This window comes from Leifsonia poae, assembly GCF_050632195.1.
In the GTDB taxonomy this organism is placed as follows: domain Bacteria; phylum Actinomycetota; class Actinomycetes; order Actinomycetales; family Microbacteriaceae; genus Leifsonia; species Leifsonia poae_C.
Map to the genome: position 1 here is coordinate 2,678,891 of NZ_CP192580.1, position 19,115 is coordinate 2,698,005.

Below are 19,115 nucleotides of genomic sequence, written 5' to 3' on the forward strand. Positions count from 1 at the left end.
CGTCACCGGAGAACGGCGGTTTATCAACCATTGGTTGAACTTTGGATGCTCTGGCGTAGCGTTCACTCATGGCGACATCCGACACCGAGGTGGTCGAGATCGACGGTCACCGGCTCAAGCTGACCAACCTCGACAAGGTGCTGTATCCCGAGACGGGCACCACCAAGGCGGATGTGATCGGCTACTACGCCGCCATCGCCGAGGTGATGATCCCGCACACCCGCGACCGCCCGGCCACCCGCAAACGCTGGGTGCACGGCGTCGGCACGCCCGATCATCCGGGCGAGGTCTTCTTTCAGAAGAACCTGGACGAGGGGACGCCGAGCTGGGTCAAACGTCGCACGATCAAGCACAAGACCAGCACGAACGACTACCCGCTGGTGAACGACAGGGCGACGCTGGCCTGGCTCGCGCAGATCGCATCCCTCGAAGTGCATGTTCCCCAGTGGCGGATCTCCCGGAACGGCACTCCGAAGAATCCGGACCGACTCGTGCTCGACCTCGACCCCGGCGAGGGGTGACCCTCGCGGACTGTGCCGAGGTCGCCCGCCTAGCCCGCGACATCCTGACCGACATGGGGCTGGACCCGCTGCCGGTGACCAGCGGGAGCAAGGGCATCCACCTGTACGCCGCGCTCGACGGCAAGCAGACCAGCGACCAGGTCTCGGCCGTGGCGCACGAGCTCGCGCGCATCCTCGAGGCCGATCATCCCGACCTCGTGGTCAGCGATATGAAACGTGCGATCCGTGCCGGCAAGGTCTTCGTCGACTGGAGCCAGAACAACGCGGCCAAGACGACCATCGCACCGTACTCGTTGCGCGGGCGCTTCGCTCCGACTGTCGCGGCCCCGCGAACCTGGCGGGAACTGGCGTCGAAAGACCTGGCCCACCTCGATTACAAGGAGGTGCTGGCCCGGGTCAAGCGCCGGGGCGATCCGCTGGCCGACCTGTCGGCCGGACACCTCGACGAGGACGTGCACGGCGCAGCAGAGGACCGGCTCACGACATATCGGAGCAAGCGAGACGCCGACAAGACGCCCGAGCCCGTTCCGGAGGAGACACCGCATTCGACGACAGGCCGCACGTTCGTCATCCAGGAGCACCACGCTCGGCGGTTGCACTGGGACTTCCGCCTCGAACACGATGGAGTGCTGGTGAGTTGGGCCCTCCCCAAGGGACCGCCGACCGACCCCGGACAGAACCATCTTGCCGTGCACGTCGAGGACCATCCCCTGGAGTACGGTGCCTTCGAGGGTGACATTCCGCACGGAGAATACGGGGCCGGTCACGTCACGATCTGGGACGCCGGCGACTACGACGTCGAGAAGTGGCGAGACGACAAGGAGGTCATCGTCACGCTGCACGGCACACCCGGTGGCGGCCTCGGCGGCGATCGGAAGTTCGCACTCATCCACACGGGCGGTGCGGACAAAGCCGCGCAGAACTGGCTGATCCACCTGATGAAGACGGATGCGGAGCACGAGACGACAGCCCCGAAGAAGGGAAGGTCGGCGGCGAAATCGTCGCGCGCATCCGTCACCCCGGACCCCGTCTCCCCCATGCTCGCCACGCTCGGGGCGATCGGCGACATCCATGACGAGGAGGACTGGGCCTTCGAGATGAAGTGGGACGGCATCCGTGCGATCGCCGACGTCCGCGGCGGCGACCTTCGCCTGACGACGCGAAACGGGAACACGGTCACCAGCACGTATCCCGATCTCGCGGGGCTGCCCGACCTGCTCGACGGCCGCGACGCCGTGCTCGACGGGGAGATCGTGACGCTGGACAAGTCCGGACGACCCGACTTCGGCATCCTGCAGACCCGAATGGGCCTGACGAAGGCGGGCGAGGTGACGGCAGCGGTCAAGCGTGCCCCCGCGCACTACATGGTCTTCGACATTCTCGAGCTGGACGGGAAGAGTCTCGTCAAGAAGACCTATGAAGAGCGCCGTGCCGCTCTCGAAGACGTCTTGCAGCCGCCGAAGAGGAATGCGGTGCAGGTTCCGCCCGCGTTCGACGGCGACCTCGAGCACGCCGTCGAATCGAGCCGAGAGCTCGGGCTGGAAGGGGTGATGGCCAAGCTCCGCGACAGCACGTACTCGGTGGGCCGACGGTCGAGGAGTTGGATCAAGATCAAGCACCACCGCACCCAGGAGGTCGTCATCGCGGGGTGGCGGCCGGGTAACGGGCGGCGCGCAGACACCATCGGTGCGCTCCTGCTGGGCATCCCTGAGGGCGACGGCCTCCGCTACGTCGGCAAGGTCGGCACAGGGTTCACGGATGCGGTGCTCGACGACCTGAAGAAGCGTCTCTCCGAGCATCCCCGTAAGGCGAGTCCGCTCACCGATGTGCCCTCACTCGATGCACGGGATGCGCACTGGGTGCGTCCCGAGCTCGTCGGCGAGGTGGAGTTCGCCGAATGGACACCGACCAAACGTCTGCGCCAGCCGAGCTGGCGCGGGCTGCGGCCTGACAAGGCCGTCGACGACGTCAGGCTCGAGTAGCGCCGTCGTCGACGCGCGCCTCGCGGTACGAGCCGTGGCCCGAGCTGACGAGCGGGCGGTGACCGCCTGTGTCGAAAACGAGAACCTCGCAGACGAGTCCGCCGCGTTGGTTGCGGTAGTTGATGACGATCACGTCGACCCCGGTGTAAACGTCGACGAGCTCGAAGCGGAGGTCGGGGATGCGCCGCAGCCCTTCCTCCCAGTAGCCGCGAATCGCGCCCTTGCCCTGGAGCACGCCGCTGCCCCCCAGGAGTTCGCGCGCGACGGGCGAACTGAAGGTCGCGTCATCGGCGAAATGTTCGAGAACGGCCTCGATGTCGTGCGAGTTCCATGCGTCGAGCCAGCTCTGTGCGAATGCCTGCGGATCCGTGGGAAGCATGGCTCCGACTTTAGCGCTGCGTTTGAGGTTGATGCGGTCGCGTGGTCGGCTGATCCCCGGCGGTAGACGGCGAGTACACCCTGAGGCCGCCCGCCACGAGGCGGAGCCGCAGTGTCCGACCACCGTCGGCGCTCGATCCCGGTGTCTCCGACGAGGCCTCGCCGTCGTGGGCGTAACCGGGATCGGATCCGTCGCTCGAACGCGATACAAGGGTGATCTCCTTCGCCGTGAACGCCTCGACGGCGGGCGGACCCTGCAGGTATGGCAGCCGTGTCATCAGGCGGTCGATCTTGCTGCTGCCCAGCGCGAGGGCGAGCGCGCCGCGCGTGCGAGGCTGACGGTCGGCGTGCAGGATGCGCACATCCAGGATCCCGTCGTCGAGCCGACGCCGTTCGATCAGGGCGACGGTGACCGGGTAGTAGCGATCGATGCCGATGAAGATCGACCACACCCGGGACCGCTTCCCGTTGATCTCGACCTCGAGCGGATCGGTGCCGCGCACGACCCTCGCCGCGGCGATCGCGGCTGCGATCGGCTTCCCCAGCTCGTCCTGGTGCTTCTCCCGTTCCTCCACGAACTGGGGATACAGGCCTATCGACGCGGTGTTCAGCACGGTGATCGTCTCGCTTGAGTCGCCACCGAACGTGAGTTCGCCGACGTCGACCGCTCGGCCGGTGCCTGCGATGAGCGCGTCGATGCCTTGGTCGATCGTGTCGATGGCCGCGGCCTGCGCGAAGTGGTTGAACGTGCCTCCGGGCAGTGCCAGGAGCGGCAGGTCGTGACGGCGGGCGATCCCGGCGAGCGCGCCGACCGATCCGTCGCCGCCGTAGATGCCGAGAACGGTGGGGGCTTCGGCCCGGCGAGGGCGGCATCCACCAGTCGGTCGAAGTCGTCCCCTTCGGCGAGTTCGTGCACGACCGCGCGGGGCAGACGCTCGCTCAGGTGCGCGGTCGGATCCGGGCGGTCGAGGTCATGCCCGGACTTGGGATTGACGAGGATGAACAAGCCGTCGCCGTCGGTCAGTGCGGGTAGATCGATAGTGGCGGCCGTCGGCGCCTGTCGGCGGAGCGGAAGCCGCGGCGTGCCCGTCACCGGGATGACTGCCTTACCGACCACGGCGACCGCGGTTCCGATCAGAGCGCCACCGACCACGTCCGAGAACCAGTGCGCTCCGGTGTGCAGCCGGGAGTAGCCGACGGCGGCAGCGAGCGGCACGATGGCGGCGCCGGCCTTCGGGGACTCGAGTACCGCACCGGCAGCGAACGCGAACGCGCTTGCCGTGTGGCCCGAGGGAAATGAGGGCGATGTCGGCGACCGATCGAGCCGGCGCGAGATCGGGATCGAGGTGAGGGCAGGCCGTTCTCCGCCCACGATCCGCTTGCCCACGATGTTGGCGACCGCGCTGGCCACCCCCAGCGAGATGAGCCCCCGGTAGGCGACCCGGGGCTTTCCGGATGCGAAGAGAACGGCCGCGACGGCGAACCACAACTTGCCGTGGTTGGCGAAACGGGTGAGTCCCCGCCAGAATCCGTCCACCGCCGGTCCGGTCCGTCGAGCGTTGATGCGCGCAGCCACGCGCTCATCAGCGCGCTCGATCCTCACGGGGAGGCCCAAACGTCGTCGAGGGGTACGGGATGCAGCCATACCGTCACCATACTCAGCGCAGTTTTCGGCGTGCAGCCGTGGGCGACGCTAAGATTTCCTTCGTGACCACAACAGCCTCCGCCTCCACCACCACCGACGTCGACGACGAGCACGGCTCGCTCATCCGGAGCCTCAGCGCAGTGCTGCCCAAGGCGGTCGGCAACCTGCTCGCGACCCTCGTCGTGCTGGTGACCCTCGTCCTCGGCGTCTGGAGCCTGGTCGCGACGTGGACCGGAAACGCCGACGACGCCCTGCCGCTGTTCCAGGTGGTCATCGCCGGCACCGTCGTGTCGCTCAACGCGCTCTACGCGCGCCGCACCTTCAGCTATGTGATCACGCTGATCGGCGCCATCCTGTGGCTCTGGGTGTCTGTCACGCCGTTCGTGCCCTTCTTCCAGGTGCTGCTCCAGGCCGTGACCGTCACGATCATGCTCGCCGGTGTGGTGTTCTCGCTGAGCGCGGTGCAGCTGAGCAAGAAGCCCCGCTTCTGACCCGGGAGACCGGGGCCGAGAAGGGCACCGGGTCCCCCGGCACTCGCAATCCTGGAACTCCGCACTCCGAAGACTCCGCCCCTCAGGAGCCCGACGATTCGACGCTGGCTCGCCGCCGGCACTTCGTCGACCTCTCACCGCTGAGAGAGAGCCCCGCATTCGCGAGGTTGTGGCTCGGCGGCGCGATCTCCGGCATCGGCAGCCAGATGACGATCGTCGCGGTCGGCCTGCACATCTACGACCTCACCCAGTCGACTCTCGCCGTCTCGCTGGTGGCCCTCTTCGCCCTCGCGCCGATGATTGTGTTCGGGCTGTACGGCGGTGTTCTGGCGGACGCGTTCGATCGTCGGCTGGTCGCCCTCGTCACCGCGATCCTCGCGTGGACGTCGACGGCCGGGATCGCGGTGTTCGCTTGGCTGGACGTGCAGGTCGTCTGGCCCCTGTACATCCTGACCACGATCAACGCGGTGGCGAGTGTGGTGATCGGCGCAACCCGGCAGGCGATCACGCCGCGTCTGCTTCCGACGCGGCTGCTGCCCGCCGCAAGCGCACTGGGTGGCATCAGCATGGGCGTGATGGTGACGGTCGGCCCGGCGCTCGCGGGATTGCTGGTTGCCAGTGTCGGGATCAGCTGGACGTACACGATCGACGTCATCCTCTTCACGGCGGCGTTCCTCGGCATCTTCACGCTGCCCAAGATCGTTCCCGAGGGTGAGCGGCAGCCGGCCGGACTCTCCTCCGTGATGTACGGCCTTCGCTTCCTGAAGTCTGCTCCCAATCTGAGCATGACGTTCGTGCTCGACATCATCGCCATGACGTTCGGCCAGCCTCGCGCCCTCTTCCCCGCGGTCGGTGCGCTTCTCATCGGTGGCGGCCCGTTGACCGTCGGTATCCTGACCGCGGCGGGCGCCATCGGAACGCTGGTCTCGAGCGTTTTCTCTGGGCGTCTGGGGCATGTGCGCTGGCAGGGTCGTGCCGTCGGCCGGGCGATCGTCGTCTACGGCGCGTGCATCCTGGGCTTCGGCATCGTGCTGGCCGTGGTGGCGTTCGGGGGCTTCAGCAGCGACAGCCAGAACTTCGCCGACGCCAATCTTCCCGCCCTGATCCTCGCCGCCCTGTTGCTCGCGGGTTCCGGCGCGGCCGACAACATCAGCTCGATCTTCCGGATGACGATCCTTCAGGCGTCTGCGCCCGACGTCATGCGCGGTCGCCTCCAGGGAGTCTTCACCGTGGTGGTCACGGGCGGCCCCCGCCTCGGCGACCTCTACATCGGGCTGCTCGCCCTCACCGGTGCGCTGTGGTTTCCTCCGCTGCTCGGAGGTCTCGTCATCGTCGTGCTCGTCGCGACGATCGTGCGCGTGCAGGGGTCGTTCCGCCGCTATGACGCGCTCGACCCCACTCCCTGAGGCTTCGTGCGCCCGGACTGACGTCTGCCATCAGAAACGCGTACGGATCCGCTTCGCCAGCTGCGGGTAGTCGATCACGATGCCGTCGGGGTCGACCGTCAGATCGCCGACGAAGTCACGGCTCGCGCTCTGATAGCGCACGACGCCGGGGCCGGCCATCTTGTCGAGCGGAGAGGCAGAACTGTAGAGCTGATCGCTGCGGATGACTTCGAGCGACGGGAGCGCCACCCACGCCATGATCAGGCGGGTTTCGGGGACGGCCGCCTCGAGAGCGCCGAGTCTCAGAATCGGCATGGTGTTCGTCACCGGGCACAGGGCGAGGTCGCAGTCGAGCGCGCCGTCAAGCTCCGACGCATCCCGGATGCCCGGCTCAGCCATCCGCTCGCCGTGGTACTCGGTCGACCCGGTCGCCGCCACGTCGCTCGTCCAGCGGCCATGTGCATCCCTGGCCAGTGCCAGTCGACGACTCCAGCCGCGACCGGCGACCGCGACGTGGAGACGCGTGGTCACCCAGTCCGGCCCGGTCTCGAGCGACCAGTTCGTCACGTAATCAGTCGTTCGGGAGACGCCCAGCGCATCGAGCCGGTCGGCTGCGAGCGTGATGGTCGCCGCCTCCAGCCGCTCGGGATCGTCGTCGCCGATCCACTCCACATGTCGCGTATTTCCGCGCATCCGCGTCATTGCCGTTCGAGTACGCCGCGCACGTAAGCGGCCTGACCTGCGTGCTGCAGATCGTCGGAGATCACGCTGACAAGCCGCACCCCCAGCGTGACGGGAGGGCTCCAGTTCTCATCGACCACCCGGGCGAAGTCGTCGTCGGCGAGCGTGCCCAAGAAGGCCACGGTTCGCTCGTGCACGTCGTCGTGATAGCCGAGCAGGCGCTGCGCGCTCACTTTGCCGACCTCGGCGACGTCGGCGGACGAGTGGCCGTAGCCGGTGTCGTGGGAGTCGAACGGCAGCGCGAATCGGCCTTCCCAGCCGTTCTCGTGCCACGCCTGCGGGAGCCCTGCCACCTCGGAGACGTGGTCATCCTGAATGCGGGTCAGATGCCAGACGAGCCAGGCGATCGAGTTGGCATCCGGATCGACGCGGCCGGACAGAAGCGCCGCATCGGCACCGTCGACGGTTCGGTGGACGGTCTGGGCGATGCGGTCGAAGGCGTCGGTGAGCAGGTCGATGGATGCGGTCACGGCAGGTCCTCTCATCGACGGTGTCGTCGTCACCCTGCACGCTACGCTCATCCCACGACGGACCCGACGACAGGCATCATCGTCGCCCTCGCGGCCACCCGTCCGCGGGGGTGGGCGGTTCTCCGAAGCGACGCCAGCGTTCGCTCTGCAAGAGGAAGCCCACTGCGAATCCGGATACTGCGATCAGCACGCTCGCGACAGACACGCTCCACACGGTCTTGCCCGTCATCGTCGCCTCCGCCTCGGGTAATCAGGTCAGGCGACGACGGCGTCGGTTACTTCGCCGCGCGGGGCACGGCGACGGCGTGAGGACATGACGGATACGCACACGACGATGCCGCAGAGGAGCACGAGACTCACCATGCCGGTGCCCAGGCCGAGGCCGTGGCGCGACGGCGGAAGGGCCAGCCAGTCGGAGAGCGAGGCACCGAATGGACGGGTCAGGATGTACGACATCCAGAAGGCTGCCGTGGCGCCAAGCCCCCACCAGCGGTAAGCGATGCCCGGGATCGCGAACAGCACCCCGAACAGGATGCCCGACGCCAGGTAGCCGAGGCTGAACGTGACCGCCGTCAGGTCGCCGACGGCCGTTCCGAGTGCGAAGGTCGTCATCACCGCGGCCCAGTAGAAGAACTCGCGCGGGCGCGTGTCGATGTGGTGCACCGACAGCGTGCGCTGCGTCCGATACCAGACGGCGAACACCGCGGCGAGGATCACCAGGAACACCGACGTGGAGACGAGGTACGGCACACCGAACTGCACGTGGATCACATCCGCGACCATCGTGCAGAACACCGCGACCATGAGCACGGCCAGCCAATAGACCCACGGGATGTACCGGCGAACCGCAAACTGCAGCGCCAGCGTAGCCGCGAGCACGACCGCGGCGTACGCCACCGCGATCGGCGGGGCGATCTGATGGACGAGGAAGTCGGACGTCGTCTCCCCCATCGCCGTGGTCAGCACTTTGGCCACCCAGAACAGGGCGGTGACTTCGGGGACTTTGTTGCGCAGCACCGGCACACTCTGGCAGCGCTGCTCTAAGAAACGACTGAGATGCGCCCTCAGTCCGGAAGCGGAACGGGCGCGGCCGGACCGATGTACCGCGACGACGGGCGCACGATCTTGCCCTCGCGCGACTGCTCCAGGATGTGAGCACCCCAGCCGACCACGCGGGCCGCGGCGAACGTCGGGGTGAACATCTCCCGCGGGATCCCGCACGCCTCCATCACGATGGCGGCGTAGAACTCCACGTTCGTGTGAAGCTCACGGCCGGGCTTCAGCTCGGCCAATAGTTCGAGTACACGTCCCTCAACCGTGACGGCGAATTCCACGCGGGGTCCGCCGATGTTCTCGGCGATGCCGCGCAGCATCCGGGAGCGCGGGTCCTCCGTGCGGTAAACCGCATGGCCGAAACCCATCACGCGACCGCCCGTGAGGAGAGTCTCGGTCACCCAGGCGTCGATGCGGTCGGGCGTGCCGATCTCGTCGAGGGTGTCGAGCGCCCGACTCGGAGCTCCGCCGTGCAGCGGTCCCGACAGCGACCCGAGGGCGCCCACGACGGCGGCGGCGAGGTCGGCCCCGGTGGAGGCGATCACGCGAGCCGTGAAGGTCGACGCGTTGAAGCCATGGTCTATCGCGGCTGTCATGTACGCGCTGACCGCGTGCTCGCGTTGCGCATCCGGAACCTCACCCGTGACGAGGTACAGGTAGTTCGCGACGTGCCCGAGGTCTGCGCGCGATCGGAGCGGCTCGCGGCCGCCGGCGAGAGCGTGCAAGGTGGCGAGCAGTACCGGGGTGACGGCGCTGACGCGGATCGCATCGACGATGCGGGCGTCCTCGTCTTCGTCGTAGAGCGGGCGGATGCGGTCATGCGCGGCGAGCGCGGCAAGCGCAATGCGCACCCCGGCCAAAGCATCTGCTCCTCGGGTCAGTGCGGCGATCGACGGCAGCAGATCGGCGACCGGGGCAGGGATGTCACGGGCGCGGGCGATGCGGACGCGGAACGCATCGAGCTCCTCAGCACTCGGAAGCCAGCCGAACAACAGCAGGTGCCAAGACTCCTCGAACGTCCGCCGCGAAGCCAGGTCGATCGCTGAGTACTGGCGGTAGTGGTAGAAGCCTTCGTGCCCGCGGACGTCGCCGAGGACGGTCTCGGCCGCGACCACGTTGGTCAGGCCGCGGGGTACGTCGATGAGGGTGTCATCCATCCGGTCGGTGCGCATGGGTCTAGTGTGAGCACGTATCAATGCATCGTCAACGTTGATTCGATCAACCTGGAGGAGCATGACCGAGGAACTCCCCGCGCTGACCGCCGAGCAGACGGCGGAACGCCTCGGCATCAAGCTGGAGACCCTCTACGCCTATGTTGCTCGCGGACGGCTGAGCCGCATCCGGACCGCCGCTGGCTCGACGTTCGATCCGCTGGAGGTGGAGCGCTTCGCGGCCAACAGGCGCCAGCGGTCCGCGGCAGCGCCGTCGGCAGCCAGGGCCCACTCCGACGGCCGGCCGCTCATGGTCATCGAGACCGGATTTGCCCACATCGAAGACGGCGACCTCTACTACCGCGACCGCGAGGCGGTCGAACTCGCTCGGAACTCCTCGTTCGAGACCGTTGCGCACTGGGCGCTCACGGGCGTCTCGGATGCAGAGGCTCGATTCACCGTCGCCCGTCCCGCTGTCGTGCCAGCCGGACATGTCGCGGATGCTATGCCGGCCGCCGCGACTCACCGCGATCGGCAGCAGGTCGCTGTCACGGCACTTGCTGCGGCAGACCCGCTTCGGTACTCGTTGGAGACGGACGTCGTCGTGTCGGCTGTGGAAGCGCTCGTTGCCGGGATGGTCGAGGTGCTTCCGCTCGTCGGCGGTGCTTCTCCGGTCGGTGAGGGTGCCGTCGGCGGGGACGACGATGCCTCCATCGCCGAGCGCTTGTGGACGCGACTCACCGATCGTCCGGTCACGACCGAGGGCGTGCGAGAACTCGACGCGGCACTCGTGCTGCTGATCGACCACGACATCGCGATCTCGACGCTCGCGGCGCGGGCAGCGGCCTCTGCACGCGCGAATCCGTATGCGGTCGTCACAGCCGGCCTCGGCGCCCTCGACTCTCCGCTGCACGGCAACGCCAGCCGTGCAGCGCACAGGATGCTCGCGCGGGTGCTCGCGGGCGAGCATCCTGAGCGCGTCATCGCCGACACGATGGTCAGCGGCCGGGGCACGGTGCCGGGATTCGGGCAGGTGCTGTACCGCGGAGCCGACCCGCGCGGTGTCGGGCTGCTCGGGATGCTGCGCGAGCATCCTGAAGCCGCTGACGTCGTCGAGGCGGTGGAGCGGGTCGCCGCGATCGTCGGATCGCGCACGGGCACGCACCCGAACGTCGACCTCGCCCTGGCCGCCGTCGCGCTCGCGAACGGGATGATCGAGGATGCGGGCGAGGTGATCTTCGCCACGGCTCGCACGGTCGGCTGGATCGTGCACGCGCTCGACGAGTACTCGAGGCGTCCGCTGCGCCTTCGCCCGGTGGGGCGCTACGTCGGCTGACGGCGAGTGCTTGACGGCCATCCCCACTTTCAGGATACGTCTGGCCAGGGGGCTTGCCGCAAGGCCCCCTCCAGCGACCAGAATGGTTGGCCGCGGTCACAACTCCCGCGGATTCGGGGTGTCGGATGTTCGATGTGATCATCAGCGGCGGTGGGCCGACGGGGATGATGCTGGCCGCTGAGCTACGGCTGCACGGCGTGGACGTGCTGGTGCTGGAGCGGGATGCGGAGCCGACCAAGCTTGTCCGCTCGCTCGGCCTGCACCCGCGCTCCATCGAGATCCTGGATCAGCGCGGGCTGCTGCAACGGTTTCTCGCGAACGGGCAGCAGTATCCGGGAGTCGTCGGCCGTTTCGCCGGGATCGTGAGCCCGCATCCGGTGAGCCTCGACACGGCGCACGCGTACATCCTGGGCATCCCGCAGCCGGTCACCGATCGGCTGTTGGCCGAGCACGCCGCTGAGCTCGGCGCACAGATTCGGCGCGGCGCCGAGGTGACGGGACTCGAACAGGACGATGACGCGGTGACCGTCGAGCTCGCGGACGATGAACGGCTGCGCTCGCGCTGGCTCGTCGGCTGCGACGGCGGACGAAGCCTGGTACGTCGCCTTCTCGGCATCGGGTTTCCCGGCCAGCCTGCAACGACGGAGTGGCTGCTCGGCGAGCTGGAGGTGACCGCGGACGCTGACGAGGTGGCGGCCGTGTCGGAGGAGGTTCGCAAGACCCACAGGGGTTTAGGCATCGGCCCCACCGGGGACGGGCTGTACCGCGCCGTCGTGCCGGCAGCGAGCGTTGCTGAGGATCGCACGGTCGCGCCGACCCTGGACGAGTTCAAGACGCAGCTTCGTGCGTACGCGGGAACGGATTTCGGTGCGCACTCTCCGCGCTCGGTCACCCGCTTCACCGACGCGACTCGGCTGGCCGACCGCTACAGGGTCGGGCGAGCGCTACTGGCCGGGGATGCAGCCCATGTGCACCCACCGCTGGGCGGCCAGGGACTCAATCTGGGCATCCAGGATGCGTTCAATCTCGGCTGGAAGCTCGCCGCCCAAATCGACGGTTGGGCGCCCGGCGGGCTGCTCGACACCTACGAAATCGAGCGGCGCCCGGTCGCCGACGACGTGTTGACCACTACCCGTGCGCAGGCCGAGCTGCTCTCCCCGAGCCCGGACCGCAGGCCGTCCGCCGCCTGCTGACCGACCTCATGGAGTTCGACGATGTCGCGCGCTTCTTCGCCGAGAAGATCACCGGGACGGGCATCCGGTACTCCTTCGGCGAGGGCCCGGAACTGCTTGGCAAGCGGCTGCCCGACCTTCCGCTCTCGCGCGGACGGCTCTACGAACTCATGCGAGACGGTCGCGGTCTCCTACTCGATCAGACCGGCAAGCTGTCGGTCTCAGGATGGGCGGACCGGGTCGACTACGTCGCCGAGGTGAGCGTCGAGCTCGACGCACCCGCTGTCCTGCTCCGGCCGGACGGCCACGTCGCCTGGATCGGGGCCGATCAGGACGACCTCGAGCACCACATCCCCACCTGGTTCGGAGCGGCCTAGGGAGCGGACTCGGCGAGATCACTCGTCGCCACGCGCCCGGCGGCGACCGCGCGGGTCAGGAAGTCGGCGAGGGTGGCGAGCTGCGCCTCGTCGTAGTCGGCGAAAATCTCGTCCATCGAGTCGTTCATCCCGCCGTATAAGTGGAACAGTTCGCCGGCGCGGGCGGGCAGCGCGCGCACGCGTATGGCGCGACGGTCGTTGTCGTCCCGTTCGCGCGCGATCCAGCCGTTCTTCTCGAGGCGGTCGAGGATTCCCGTGATGGTCGCAGGATGCAGGCCGGCTCGGCGAGCGAGGTCGCTCGGGCTCAGCGGACCATGGATGGCGATGACGTCGAGACAGTCGAGGTCGAGCGGGCGCAGGTCGACTCGGGCGCCGACCTGGTTGTTGAGCAGCGCGACCTGGTTGTTGAGCTCGCGCAGCGTGCGTTTGATCTCAGCGCCCGCGCGACGGCGGTTATCTGTTTTGGTTTTCATATGATACCGTTTTCGTATTATACGCGTTCGAGTGAAGGAGTCATCATGAACATAGCCGTCTTCGGTGCGAACGGCGGGACAGGCCGGCTGGTGGCGCGTTTTGCGGCCGAGGCCGGGCATCCTGTGACAGCCGTGACGCGGCATCCGGAGACCTTCCCGTTCGAGCATCCGAACCTGCGGGTGGTCGCCGGCGATGCCTACGACCTCGGTGACGTGCGTCGCGCGATCGAGGGTGCAGGCGCTGTGATCTCGACGCTCGGCGTTCCGTACAGCCGCAAGCCGATCAGCATCTACTCGCAGGGAACGGGCACGATCGTTGAAGCCATGCGCTCTGAGGGAATCAGCCGACTCGTCTGCGTGAGTTCGAGCGCGACCGACCCGGCGACACGATTCCACGACACCGGCGGCGGCTTCTTCTTCGAGAAGGTACTGAAGCCTCTCATCACCAAGACTCTCGGTCGGGAGACCTACGCCGACATGCTCCGGATGGAGCAACTCGTCATGGCGAGCGACCTCGACTGGACGATTGCGCGTCCCTCCGGCCTGTTCGAGACGGATGCGGTGACCGCGTACGAGACGGCCGAGGGCTTCCTTCCGCGCCAGTACACATCGCGGGCCGATCTCGCCGACGCCCTGCTCCGAGTCGTGACCGACGCGGACCGCCACTGGTCTCGCAAAACAATGGCCGTCGCCACCGTCGACCCGCAGCCCCGCGTGCTCGACCTCATGCGCCAAGAAGCCTTCCAACGCAACTAGCCCCGCCCCCTCCCCGCACCTAACGCAATCGACTACAGGAGAAATCCCCACTCGGAGGATCCGGAGTGGGGATTTCTCCTGTAGTCGATTGCGTTTGCAGCGGAGCGGCAGCGGAGCGGAGCGAGCGTCAGCGGCGGAGGGCTTTGCGGGCGAGCCAGCTGCCGAGGAATTGGGCGGCCTGCACGAGCACGATGATCGTGATGACGGCCAGCCAGGTGACGGCCCAGTCGTAGCGCTGGTAGCCGTAGGCGATCGAGAAGTTGCCGAGTCCGCCGCCGCCGAGTCCGCCCGCGATCGCCGAGAGGTCAACGATGGCGACGAACACGAAGGTGTAGCCCAGGATGAGCGGGCCCAGAGCCTCCGGGATGAGCAGGGTGAAGATGATCCTGAGGGGCCCGGCACCCATGGCGCGTGCGGCCTCGATCACGCCCGGATCGATGGTCACGAGGTTCTGCTCCACGATGCGCGAGATCCCGAACGTCGCGGCGATCGTCATCGGGAAGATGGCGGCCGACGTGCCAATGAAGGTCCCGAACAGCGCCAACGTCAGCGGCGCCACCGCGGTCATGAAGATGATGAACGGGATCGGCCGGAAGAAGTTCACGACCACGTTCAGGATGCCCGAGAACCAGCGGTTCTCGAGCAGCCCGCCGCGCCGCGTCGTGTACAGCAGCACGCCGAGGGCGAGCCCGAAGATCCCGCCGAGCACGAGCGTCTCGGTGACCATCCAGAGGGTCTGCCCGATCGACTCCAGGTACACCGGCCAGAGGGTGCTCCAGTCGCTCATGCCGCCACCTCCTCGACCTCGGTGACCTGGCGGAGGTCGGCGATCAGTGCATCCACACCCGCATCGTCGCCGAGCAGTTCCAGGGTGAGGCTTCCGAACGAGCGACCCTGCAGCGCGCTGATGCCGCCGTAGACGATCTCGAAGCGCACGTTGTGACGACCCACCGCATCCGACAGCACGGCTCCGAGCCGTCCGTCGTCGTGGATGCGCGCCGACACGATGCGCCCGGAGTGCTTGCCCCGCAACCGCTCGATGTCGGCCGAGGCCGGCTTGTTCTTGAGCACCGTGCCGACGAACCGCTGAGACGTGACCGTCTGGGGATTCGAGAACACCTCGAAGACACTGCCCGTCTCGATGACGCGCCCGCCGTCGAGAACGGCGACCCGGTCGGCGATCGACCGCACAACCTCCATCTCGTGAGTGATCACGACGATGGTGACGCCGAGTTCGGCGTTGACGCGTTTCAGCAGGCGCAGAACCTCGGCAGTCGTCTCGGGGTCGAGGGCGCTCGTCGACTCGTCGGCGAGCAGGATGGCCGGGTTGGTCGCCAGGGCGCGGGCGATACCCACGCGCTGCTTCTGACCGCCGGAGAGCTGGTCGGGGTAGTTCCACGCCTTATCGGTCAGGCCGACGAAGTCGAGAAGCTCGGTCACACGGGCCTTGCGCTTCGCCTTGGGCCACCCCGCGACCTTCAGCGGGTATGCGACGTTGCCGAACACGGTGCGGGAACGGAACAGGTTGAACTGCTGGAAGATCATCCCGATGCCGGCGCGGACACCGCGCAGCTTCGATTCCGGAAGCTGCGTGATGTCCACGTCGTCGATCAGGATGGCGCCGGCCGTCGCACGCTCGAGCGCGTTGATGAGGCGCACGAGCGTGCTCTTGCCTGCACCCGAGTATCCGATGATCCCGAAGATCTCGCCGCGCTCGACGGCGAGGCTGATGCCGTCGACGGCTGTGACCGTCGTGTCGCCGGAACGGAAGGTCTTCGTGACGTCGCGGAACTCGATGAGGGGCATGGCGTTACTTGGCCGCCTTGATCGTCTTCTCGAGGTCGGCGAGGATCTTTTCGAGGTCGGCGTTCGGTCGCTTGACGATGACCGCGGTGTTCTTCGAATCGGCGAGCACAGCGTCCTCCACAGCCTTGGTGTGGTAGAGCTCGGCGATCTTGAGGTACGTCTTGTTGTTCTTGTCCGCGGCGCGGGCGACGAACGTGTTGATGTACGGCTCGGCGGACGAGCTCGAGGGGTCGTCCTTGAAGATGGCCGACGACGGGTCGATTCCGGCGGTCAGCGCGAAGTTGTTGTTGATGATCGCCGCGTCGGACGACTTCAGGGCGGGAGCGGTCTGTTGCGCGTCGACCGGGATGACGGTGACCTTGGACTCGCCGGCCAGGATGTCGGCAGGCGTGGAGAGCGCGTTGCCGCCGTCCTTGAGCTTCAGCAGTCCGGCCTTCTGCAGCACGAGCAGGGCGCGGGCCTGGTTGGTCGTGTCGTTCGGGATGGCGATCTTGGCGCCCTGCGGCAACTCGTCGACCGACTTGTACTTGTCGGAGTACAGCGGAAGCGGAACGACCAGGGTCGAGCCGATCGGCGTGAGCGTGTCGTTCGCGTTCACGTTGTAGTTCGCGAGGAACTGGAGGTGCTGGAACAGGTTCAGGTCGATCTGCTTGGTGCTGAGCGCCGGATTGGCCTGCGTGTAGTCGCTGAAGCCGACGACCGTGATGTCGATCCCCTCTTTCGCCGCGGCCGTCTTCAGCGGCTTCCACCACGGTGCAGCCTGCTCGGTGGTGCCGATCTTGACCGTGACGCGCTTGTCGGCCGCCGTCGATGACGACGATCCCGAGATGTTCACGATCACGAGGACGACGGCGACGATGATCGCGACGACGGCGATCCCGATGCCGACGATCCAGCCTGTCCTCGACTTGGGCTTGTCGGGCAATGAGCGGGTGGGCGGGGTGGCTTCGGACATGGCTGTGCCTCTTTCGGTACGGGATGTGGGATGCCGGCGCGCTGTTTGGCGGCAGGTCGAGCCTCTCCTGAATCGCGCCCGACCCTCAAACCGTGTTCCGAAATGTGACGACCAGCGGGGTATCCCCATACATCTGTCGACGGATGTGCCTGCGTTCGGCCGATCCTTATCGTCAAGCTATGGATTTGATCTCGTCCGCGCGTTCGGCGCGCGACACCGTGCCTCACATCGCTCCGTTCGCCACTCTCACCGTGGACCACGACGCCATCGCCCACAACACCGAGCTCATGCGGTCCATCGCCGGGGTGCCCGTGATGGCCGTCGTCAAAGCCGAGGGCTTCGGGCTCGGGATGGCCCAGGTCGCGCGCACCGCACTCCGCGGCGGCGCCACCGCCCTCGGAGTCGCCACCGTCGATGAAGCGCTCAAACTTCGCTCGTCCGGTATCGTCGCGCGAGTGCTCGCGTGGCTGGTGGATGCGCGCAGTGACCTCGCTTCGGCCATCCGTCTCGGCGTCGAACTCGGATGCTCGACCGAGAGCCTCCTTGAGGCGATCGTGGCCGAGGCGCGGCGCCTCGGGATCACGGCGCGGGTCCATCTCGAGATCGATACGGGCCTCTCGCGCAGCGGGGCAGACCCACAGGAGTGGGCAGACCTCTGCCGGCTCGCCGCCGAGGAGGAACGGTTCGGAGCCCTCCGGGTCGTCGGCGTCTGGTCGCACCTGGCCCGCGCGAACGAGTCCCACCCGTCGGCGACGGCGAGCGCGGTCGACGCCTTTACCGACGCGGCGGTCGTCGCGGCCCAAGCGGGTCTCACCCCCGAGGTGCTGCATCTGGCGAGTTCGGGGGCCGCGCTCGCGCATCCGTCGACCCGCTTCTCGCTCGTGCGCTGTGGGCAGGCACTGTTCGGCGTGCAACCGGTCGACGGCCAGCATTTCCCGTTGCGTCCCGCGCTTCGGCTGACCTCGCGGGTCGTACAGCTCCGGCGGGTCTCCGCGGGCACGCCCGTCTCGTACGGCGGTGGCTATCAGACCGCGAGCGAGACCACCCTCGCGCTCGTCCCGCTCGGCTACGCCGACGGCATCCCCGGCTCGCCGGCGATCGGGCTGAGGTGATGCTGCGGGGCCGGCGCTGCCGTGTGGTGGGCCGGGTATCCATGGATCAGCTGATCGTCGACGCCGGACCCGTCGCCGACGAGGTCGAAGAGGGCGACGACGTGGTGGTGATCGGCGATCCGGATGCCGGCGAGCCCGGCCTCGCCGAATGGGCGTATTGGGCCGAGACGATCCCGCAGGAGATCATGACCGGCATCGGCCCGCGCGTGCAGCGCATCCACCGAGGGGCGGCCCGAGTTGCCTAACGGTCACACCACTGTCGCCGTCCTCTACGGCGGCGCGAACTCCGAACACGAGGTCTCCGTCAGGTCCGCTCGGGATGCGGTCGACGCCCTGCGCGAGCTCGGTTACGTCGTGCGCCCGATCGGCATCGACCGCGGCGGAGTCTGGCACCCGGTCGAGGCGACCGGCCCGGGCACCGAAGTGCGTGCGGGCGAGGGCACCGCCCTGCCGCGCGGCCCCCGCCCCGAGCTGTGGCGCGGCGTCGACGTCGTCTTCCCTCTGCTGCACGGTCGCTACGGTGAAGACGGCACGGTGCAGGGCGCCATCGAGCTGGCCGGGCTCCCGTACATCGGTTCCGGCGTGCTGGCGAGCGCGATAGCGATGGACAAGCGGATGACCTGGCATGTCGCGTCGGCGGCCGGCGTCCCGATGGTGGAGACCCGCACGGTCATCTCGCTGCCCGACTTGCCCGCAGCGGTTCGCGGCCTGCCCCTGCCGCTCTTCGTGAAGCCGAATCGGGCGGGCTCCAGCGTGGGAGCATCCCGGGTCACCGAACTCGACGAGCTCGCGCCCGCGGTGCGCACGGCGCTCGCTCACGACCGGCACGCTCTGGTGCAGCCTGCTGTGACGGCCGACGAGGTCAGTATCGGCGTCTACCGCAAGCCCGGTGGGCGAACGATCACGACCGGGCCGTCCCTGGTGCGGGTGAGCGACGGCTTCTTCGATTACGCCGGCAAGTACAGCGGTTCCGGCCCGACCATCCAGATTCCCGGCCCCGTCGACAGGGATGCGGTCGACAGGATGCGCGAGCTGGCCATGCGCGCGTTCGAGACGATCGACGCTGACGGTCTCGCCCGCGTCGACTTCTTTCTCACGCCAGACGGCGACGTATTCCTCAACGAGATCAACACGATGCCGGGCCTGACCGCGCACTCACATTTCCCTCGGCTGTGCGCGGCCGACGGGGTCGACTATCCGGAACTGCTGATGGTGCTCGTCGACCGGGCGCTCGAGATCGGGGCCCGGTGATCCGTGCGCTCTGACCCATGCACGCGCCCGAAGCGAACCATTGACGCGACACCCGGCGCG

Annotated in this window: 16 protein-coding genes and 5 pseudogenes; 8 read left to right on the forward strand and 13 right to left on the reverse strand. The window is 67.8% G+C overall.

The window, feature by feature from the left end:
- Window positions 1-68: 68 nt before the first annotated feature.
- Window positions 69-2,503 (forward strand): annotated as a pseudogene (locus ACQ86A_RS13535) (ATP-dependent DNA ligase).
- Here ACQ86A_RS13535 and ACQ86A_RS13540 read toward each other — a convergent pair.
- The 4 genes and pseudogenes from ACQ86A_RS13540 to ACQ86A_RS13555 form a co-directional block, all read right to left on the reverse strand.
- Window positions 2,490-2,882, reverse strand: a complete 393-nt coding sequence (locus ACQ86A_RS13540) for a nuclear transport factor 2 family protein (RefSeq protein WP_431277520.1) — start codon at window positions 2,880-2,882, stop codon at window positions 2,490-2,492. The pseudogene ACQ86A_RS13535 and the gene ACQ86A_RS13540 overlap by 14 nt on opposite strands.
- A 10-nt stretch (window positions 2,883-2,892) precedes the next feature.
- Entirely contained in the window at window positions 2,893-3,495 is a 603-nt protein-coding gene (locus ACQ86A_RS13545) for a hypothetical protein (protein ID WP_431277521.1), read from the reverse strand.
- 96 nt (window positions 3,496-3,591) lie between these two features.
- Window positions 3,592-3,714, reverse strand: a pseudogene (locus ACQ86A_RS13550) (diacylglycerol kinase family protein); the annotation flags it as partial.
- Window positions 3,715-4,049: 335 nt separating this feature from the next.
- A pseudogene (locus ACQ86A_RS13555) lies at window positions 4,050-4,526 on the reverse strand (phosphatase PAP2 family protein); the annotation flags it as partial.
- 62 nt (window positions 4,527-4,588) lie between these two features.
- Between ACQ86A_RS13555 and ACQ86A_RS13560 the strand changes: the two are divergent.
- Together ACQ86A_RS13560 and ACQ86A_RS13565 are read left to right on the forward strand one after the other, a co-directional pair.
- A complete protein-coding gene (locus tag ACQ86A_RS13560; protein ID WP_431277522.1) occupies window positions 4,589-5,017 on the forward strand; it encodes a hypothetical protein in 429 nt (142 codons plus the stop codon).
- A gap of 167 nt (window positions 5,018-5,184) precedes the next feature.
- The gene (locus ACQ86A_RS13565) at window positions 5,185-6,423 is read left to right on the forward strand and encodes an MFS transporter (RefSeq protein ID WP_431277523.1); all 1,239 of its coding nucleotides are present in this window, start codon (window positions 5,185-5,187) and stop codon (window positions 6,421-6,423) included.
- A 30-nt stretch (window positions 6,424-6,453) separates the two neighbouring features.
- On the opposite strand, the gene ACQ86A_RS13570 is transcribed toward ACQ86A_RS13565, so the two are convergent.
- The 5 genes from ACQ86A_RS13570 to ACQ86A_RS13590 all read right to left on the reverse strand — a co-directional run bounded on the left by ACQ86A_RS13570 (window position 6,454) and on the right by ACQ86A_RS13590 (window position 9,838).
- The gene (locus tag ACQ86A_RS13570) at window positions 6,454-7,074 is read right to left on the reverse strand and encodes a putative glycolipid-binding domain-containing protein (RefSeq protein ID WP_431277524.1); all 621 of its coding nucleotides are present in this window, start codon (window positions 7,072-7,074) and stop codon (window positions 6,454-6,456) included.
- A 26-nt stretch (window positions 7,075-7,100) separates the two neighbouring features.
- A complete protein-coding gene (locus ACQ86A_RS13575; protein ID WP_431277525.1) occupies window positions 7,101-7,613 on the reverse strand; it encodes a mycothiol transferase in 513 nt (170 codons plus the stop codon).
- A 76-nt stretch (window positions 7,614-7,689) separates the two neighbouring features.
- Entirely contained in the window at window positions 7,690-7,842 is a 153-nt protein-coding gene (locus ACQ86A_RS13580) for a hypothetical protein (protein WP_431277526.1), read from the reverse strand.
- Between the two features lie 26 nt (window positions 7,843-7,868).
- Window positions 7,869-8,630, reverse strand: coding sequence for a COG4705 family protein (locus tag ACQ86A_RS13585; protein WP_431277527.1), 762 nt, complete (start codon window positions 8,628-8,630; stop codon window positions 7,869-7,871).
- A 47-nt stretch (window positions 8,631-8,677) separates the two neighbouring features.
- Window positions 8,678-9,838 carry a citrate synthase gene (locus ACQ86A_RS13590; protein WP_431277528.1) on the reverse strand — a complete coding sequence of 387 codons (1,161 nt, stop codon included), beginning with the start codon at window positions 9,836-9,838 and terminating at the stop codon, window positions 8,678-8,680.
- A gap of 61 nt (window positions 9,839-9,899) precedes the next feature.
- On the opposite strand from ACQ86A_RS13590, the gene ACQ86A_RS13595 reads away from it, so the two are divergent.
- A complete protein-coding gene (locus tag ACQ86A_RS13595) occupies window positions 9,900-11,153 on the forward strand; it encodes a citrate/2-methylcitrate synthase (RefSeq protein WP_431277529.1) in 1,254 nt (417 codons plus the stop codon).
- A 125-nt stretch (window positions 11,154-11,278) separates the two neighbouring features.
- Window positions 11,279-12,702: pseudogene (gene rox / locus ACQ86A_RS13600) on the forward strand (rifampin monooxygenase).
- Here the strand turns inward: rox and ACQ86A_RS13605 are convergent.
- A complete protein-coding gene (locus tag ACQ86A_RS13605; RefSeq protein ID WP_431277530.1) occupies window positions 12,699-13,175 on the reverse strand; it encodes a MarR family winged helix-turn-helix transcriptional regulator in 477 nt (158 codons plus the stop codon). The pseudogene rox and the gene ACQ86A_RS13605 sit on opposite strands and share 4 nt — an antisense overlap.
- A gap of 45 nt (window positions 13,176-13,220) precedes the next feature.
- Between ACQ86A_RS13605 and ACQ86A_RS13610 the strand changes: the two genes are divergently transcribed.
- On the forward strand, window positions 13,221-13,931 hold the full coding sequence (locus ACQ86A_RS13610; protein ID WP_431277531.1) for an NAD(P)-dependent oxidoreductase: 711 nt from the start codon (window positions 13,221-13,223) through the stop codon (window positions 13,929-13,931).
- 127 nt (window positions 13,932-14,058) lie between these two features.
- Here the strand turns inward: ACQ86A_RS13610 and ACQ86A_RS13615 are convergent, their stop codons facing one another.
- From ACQ86A_RS13615 to ACQ86A_RS13625, 3 genes are read right to left on the reverse strand one after another with little or no spacing between them, the layout of a single operon-like run.
- Window positions 14,059-14,718 carry a methionine ABC transporter permease gene (locus ACQ86A_RS13615; protein ID WP_431277532.1) on the reverse strand — a complete coding sequence of 220 codons (660 nt, stop codon included), beginning with the start codon at window positions 14,716-14,718 and terminating at the stop codon, window positions 14,059-14,061.
- Window positions 14,715-15,737, reverse strand: coding sequence for a methionine ABC transporter ATP-binding protein (locus ACQ86A_RS13620; RefSeq protein WP_431277533.1), 1,023 nt, complete (start codon window positions 15,735-15,737; stop codon window positions 14,715-14,717). The genes ACQ86A_RS13615 and ACQ86A_RS13620 overlap by 4 nt, the downstream gene beginning before the upstream one ends.
- Before the next feature lie 4 nt (window positions 15,738-15,741).
- Window positions 15,742-16,692 carry a MetQ/NlpA family ABC transporter substrate-binding protein gene (locus ACQ86A_RS13625; RefSeq protein WP_431277534.1) on the reverse strand — a complete coding sequence of 317 codons (951 nt, stop codon included), beginning with the start codon at window positions 16,690-16,692 and terminating at the stop codon, window positions 15,742-15,744.
- 287 nt (window positions 16,693-16,979) lie between these two features.
- On the opposite strand from ACQ86A_RS13625, the pseudogene alr reads away from it, so the two are divergent.
- Window positions 16,980-18,049: pseudogene (alr, locus tag ACQ86A_RS13630) on the forward strand (alanine racemase).
- Window positions 18,042-19,055 carry a D-alanine--D-alanine ligase family protein gene (locus ACQ86A_RS13635; protein WP_431277535.1) on the forward strand — a complete coding sequence of 338 codons (1,014 nt, stop codon included), beginning with the start codon at window positions 18,042-18,044 and terminating at the stop codon, window positions 19,053-19,055. Before alr ends, ACQ86A_RS13635 begins: the two are co-directional and overlap by 8 nt.
- Window positions 19,056-19,115: the final 60 nt, after the last annotated feature.

Coding starts and splice junctions, on each gene's coding strand:
- ACQ86A_RS13540 (WP_431277520.1), bottom strand. CDS start 2,882: ATGCTTCCCACGGATCCGCAGGCATTCGCACAGAGCTGGCTCGACGCA.
- ACQ86A_RS13580 (WP_431277526.1), bottom strand. CDS start 7,842: ATGACGGGCAAGACCGTGTGGAGCGTGTCTGTCGCGAGCGTGCTGATC.
- ACQ86A_RS13590 (WP_431277528.1), bottom strand. CDS start 9,838: ATGCGCACCGACCGGATGGATGACACCCTCATCGACGTACCCCGCGGC.
- ACQ86A_RS13595 (WP_431277529.1), top strand. CDS start 9,900: ATGACCGAGGAACTCCCCGCGCTGACCGCCGAGCAGACGGCGGAACGC.
- ACQ86A_RS13605 (WP_431277530.1), bottom strand. CDS start 13,175: ATGAAAACCAAAACAGATAACCGCCGTCGCGCGGGCGCTGAGATCAAA.
- ACQ86A_RS13610 (WP_431277531.1), top strand. CDS start 13,221: ATGAACATAGCCGTCTTCGGTGCGAACGGCGGGACAGGCCGGCTGGTG.
- ACQ86A_RS13615 (WP_431277532.1), bottom strand. CDS start 14,718: ATGAGCGACTGGAGCACCCTCTGGCCGGTGTACCTGGAGTCGATCGGG.
- ACQ86A_RS13620 (WP_431277533.1), bottom strand. CDS start 15,737: ATGCCCCTCATCGAGTTCCGCGACGTCACGAAGACCTTCCGTTCCGGC.
- ACQ86A_RS13625 (WP_431277534.1), bottom strand. CDS start 16,692: ATGTCCGAAGCCACCCCGCCCACCCGCTCATTGCCCGACAAGCCCAAG.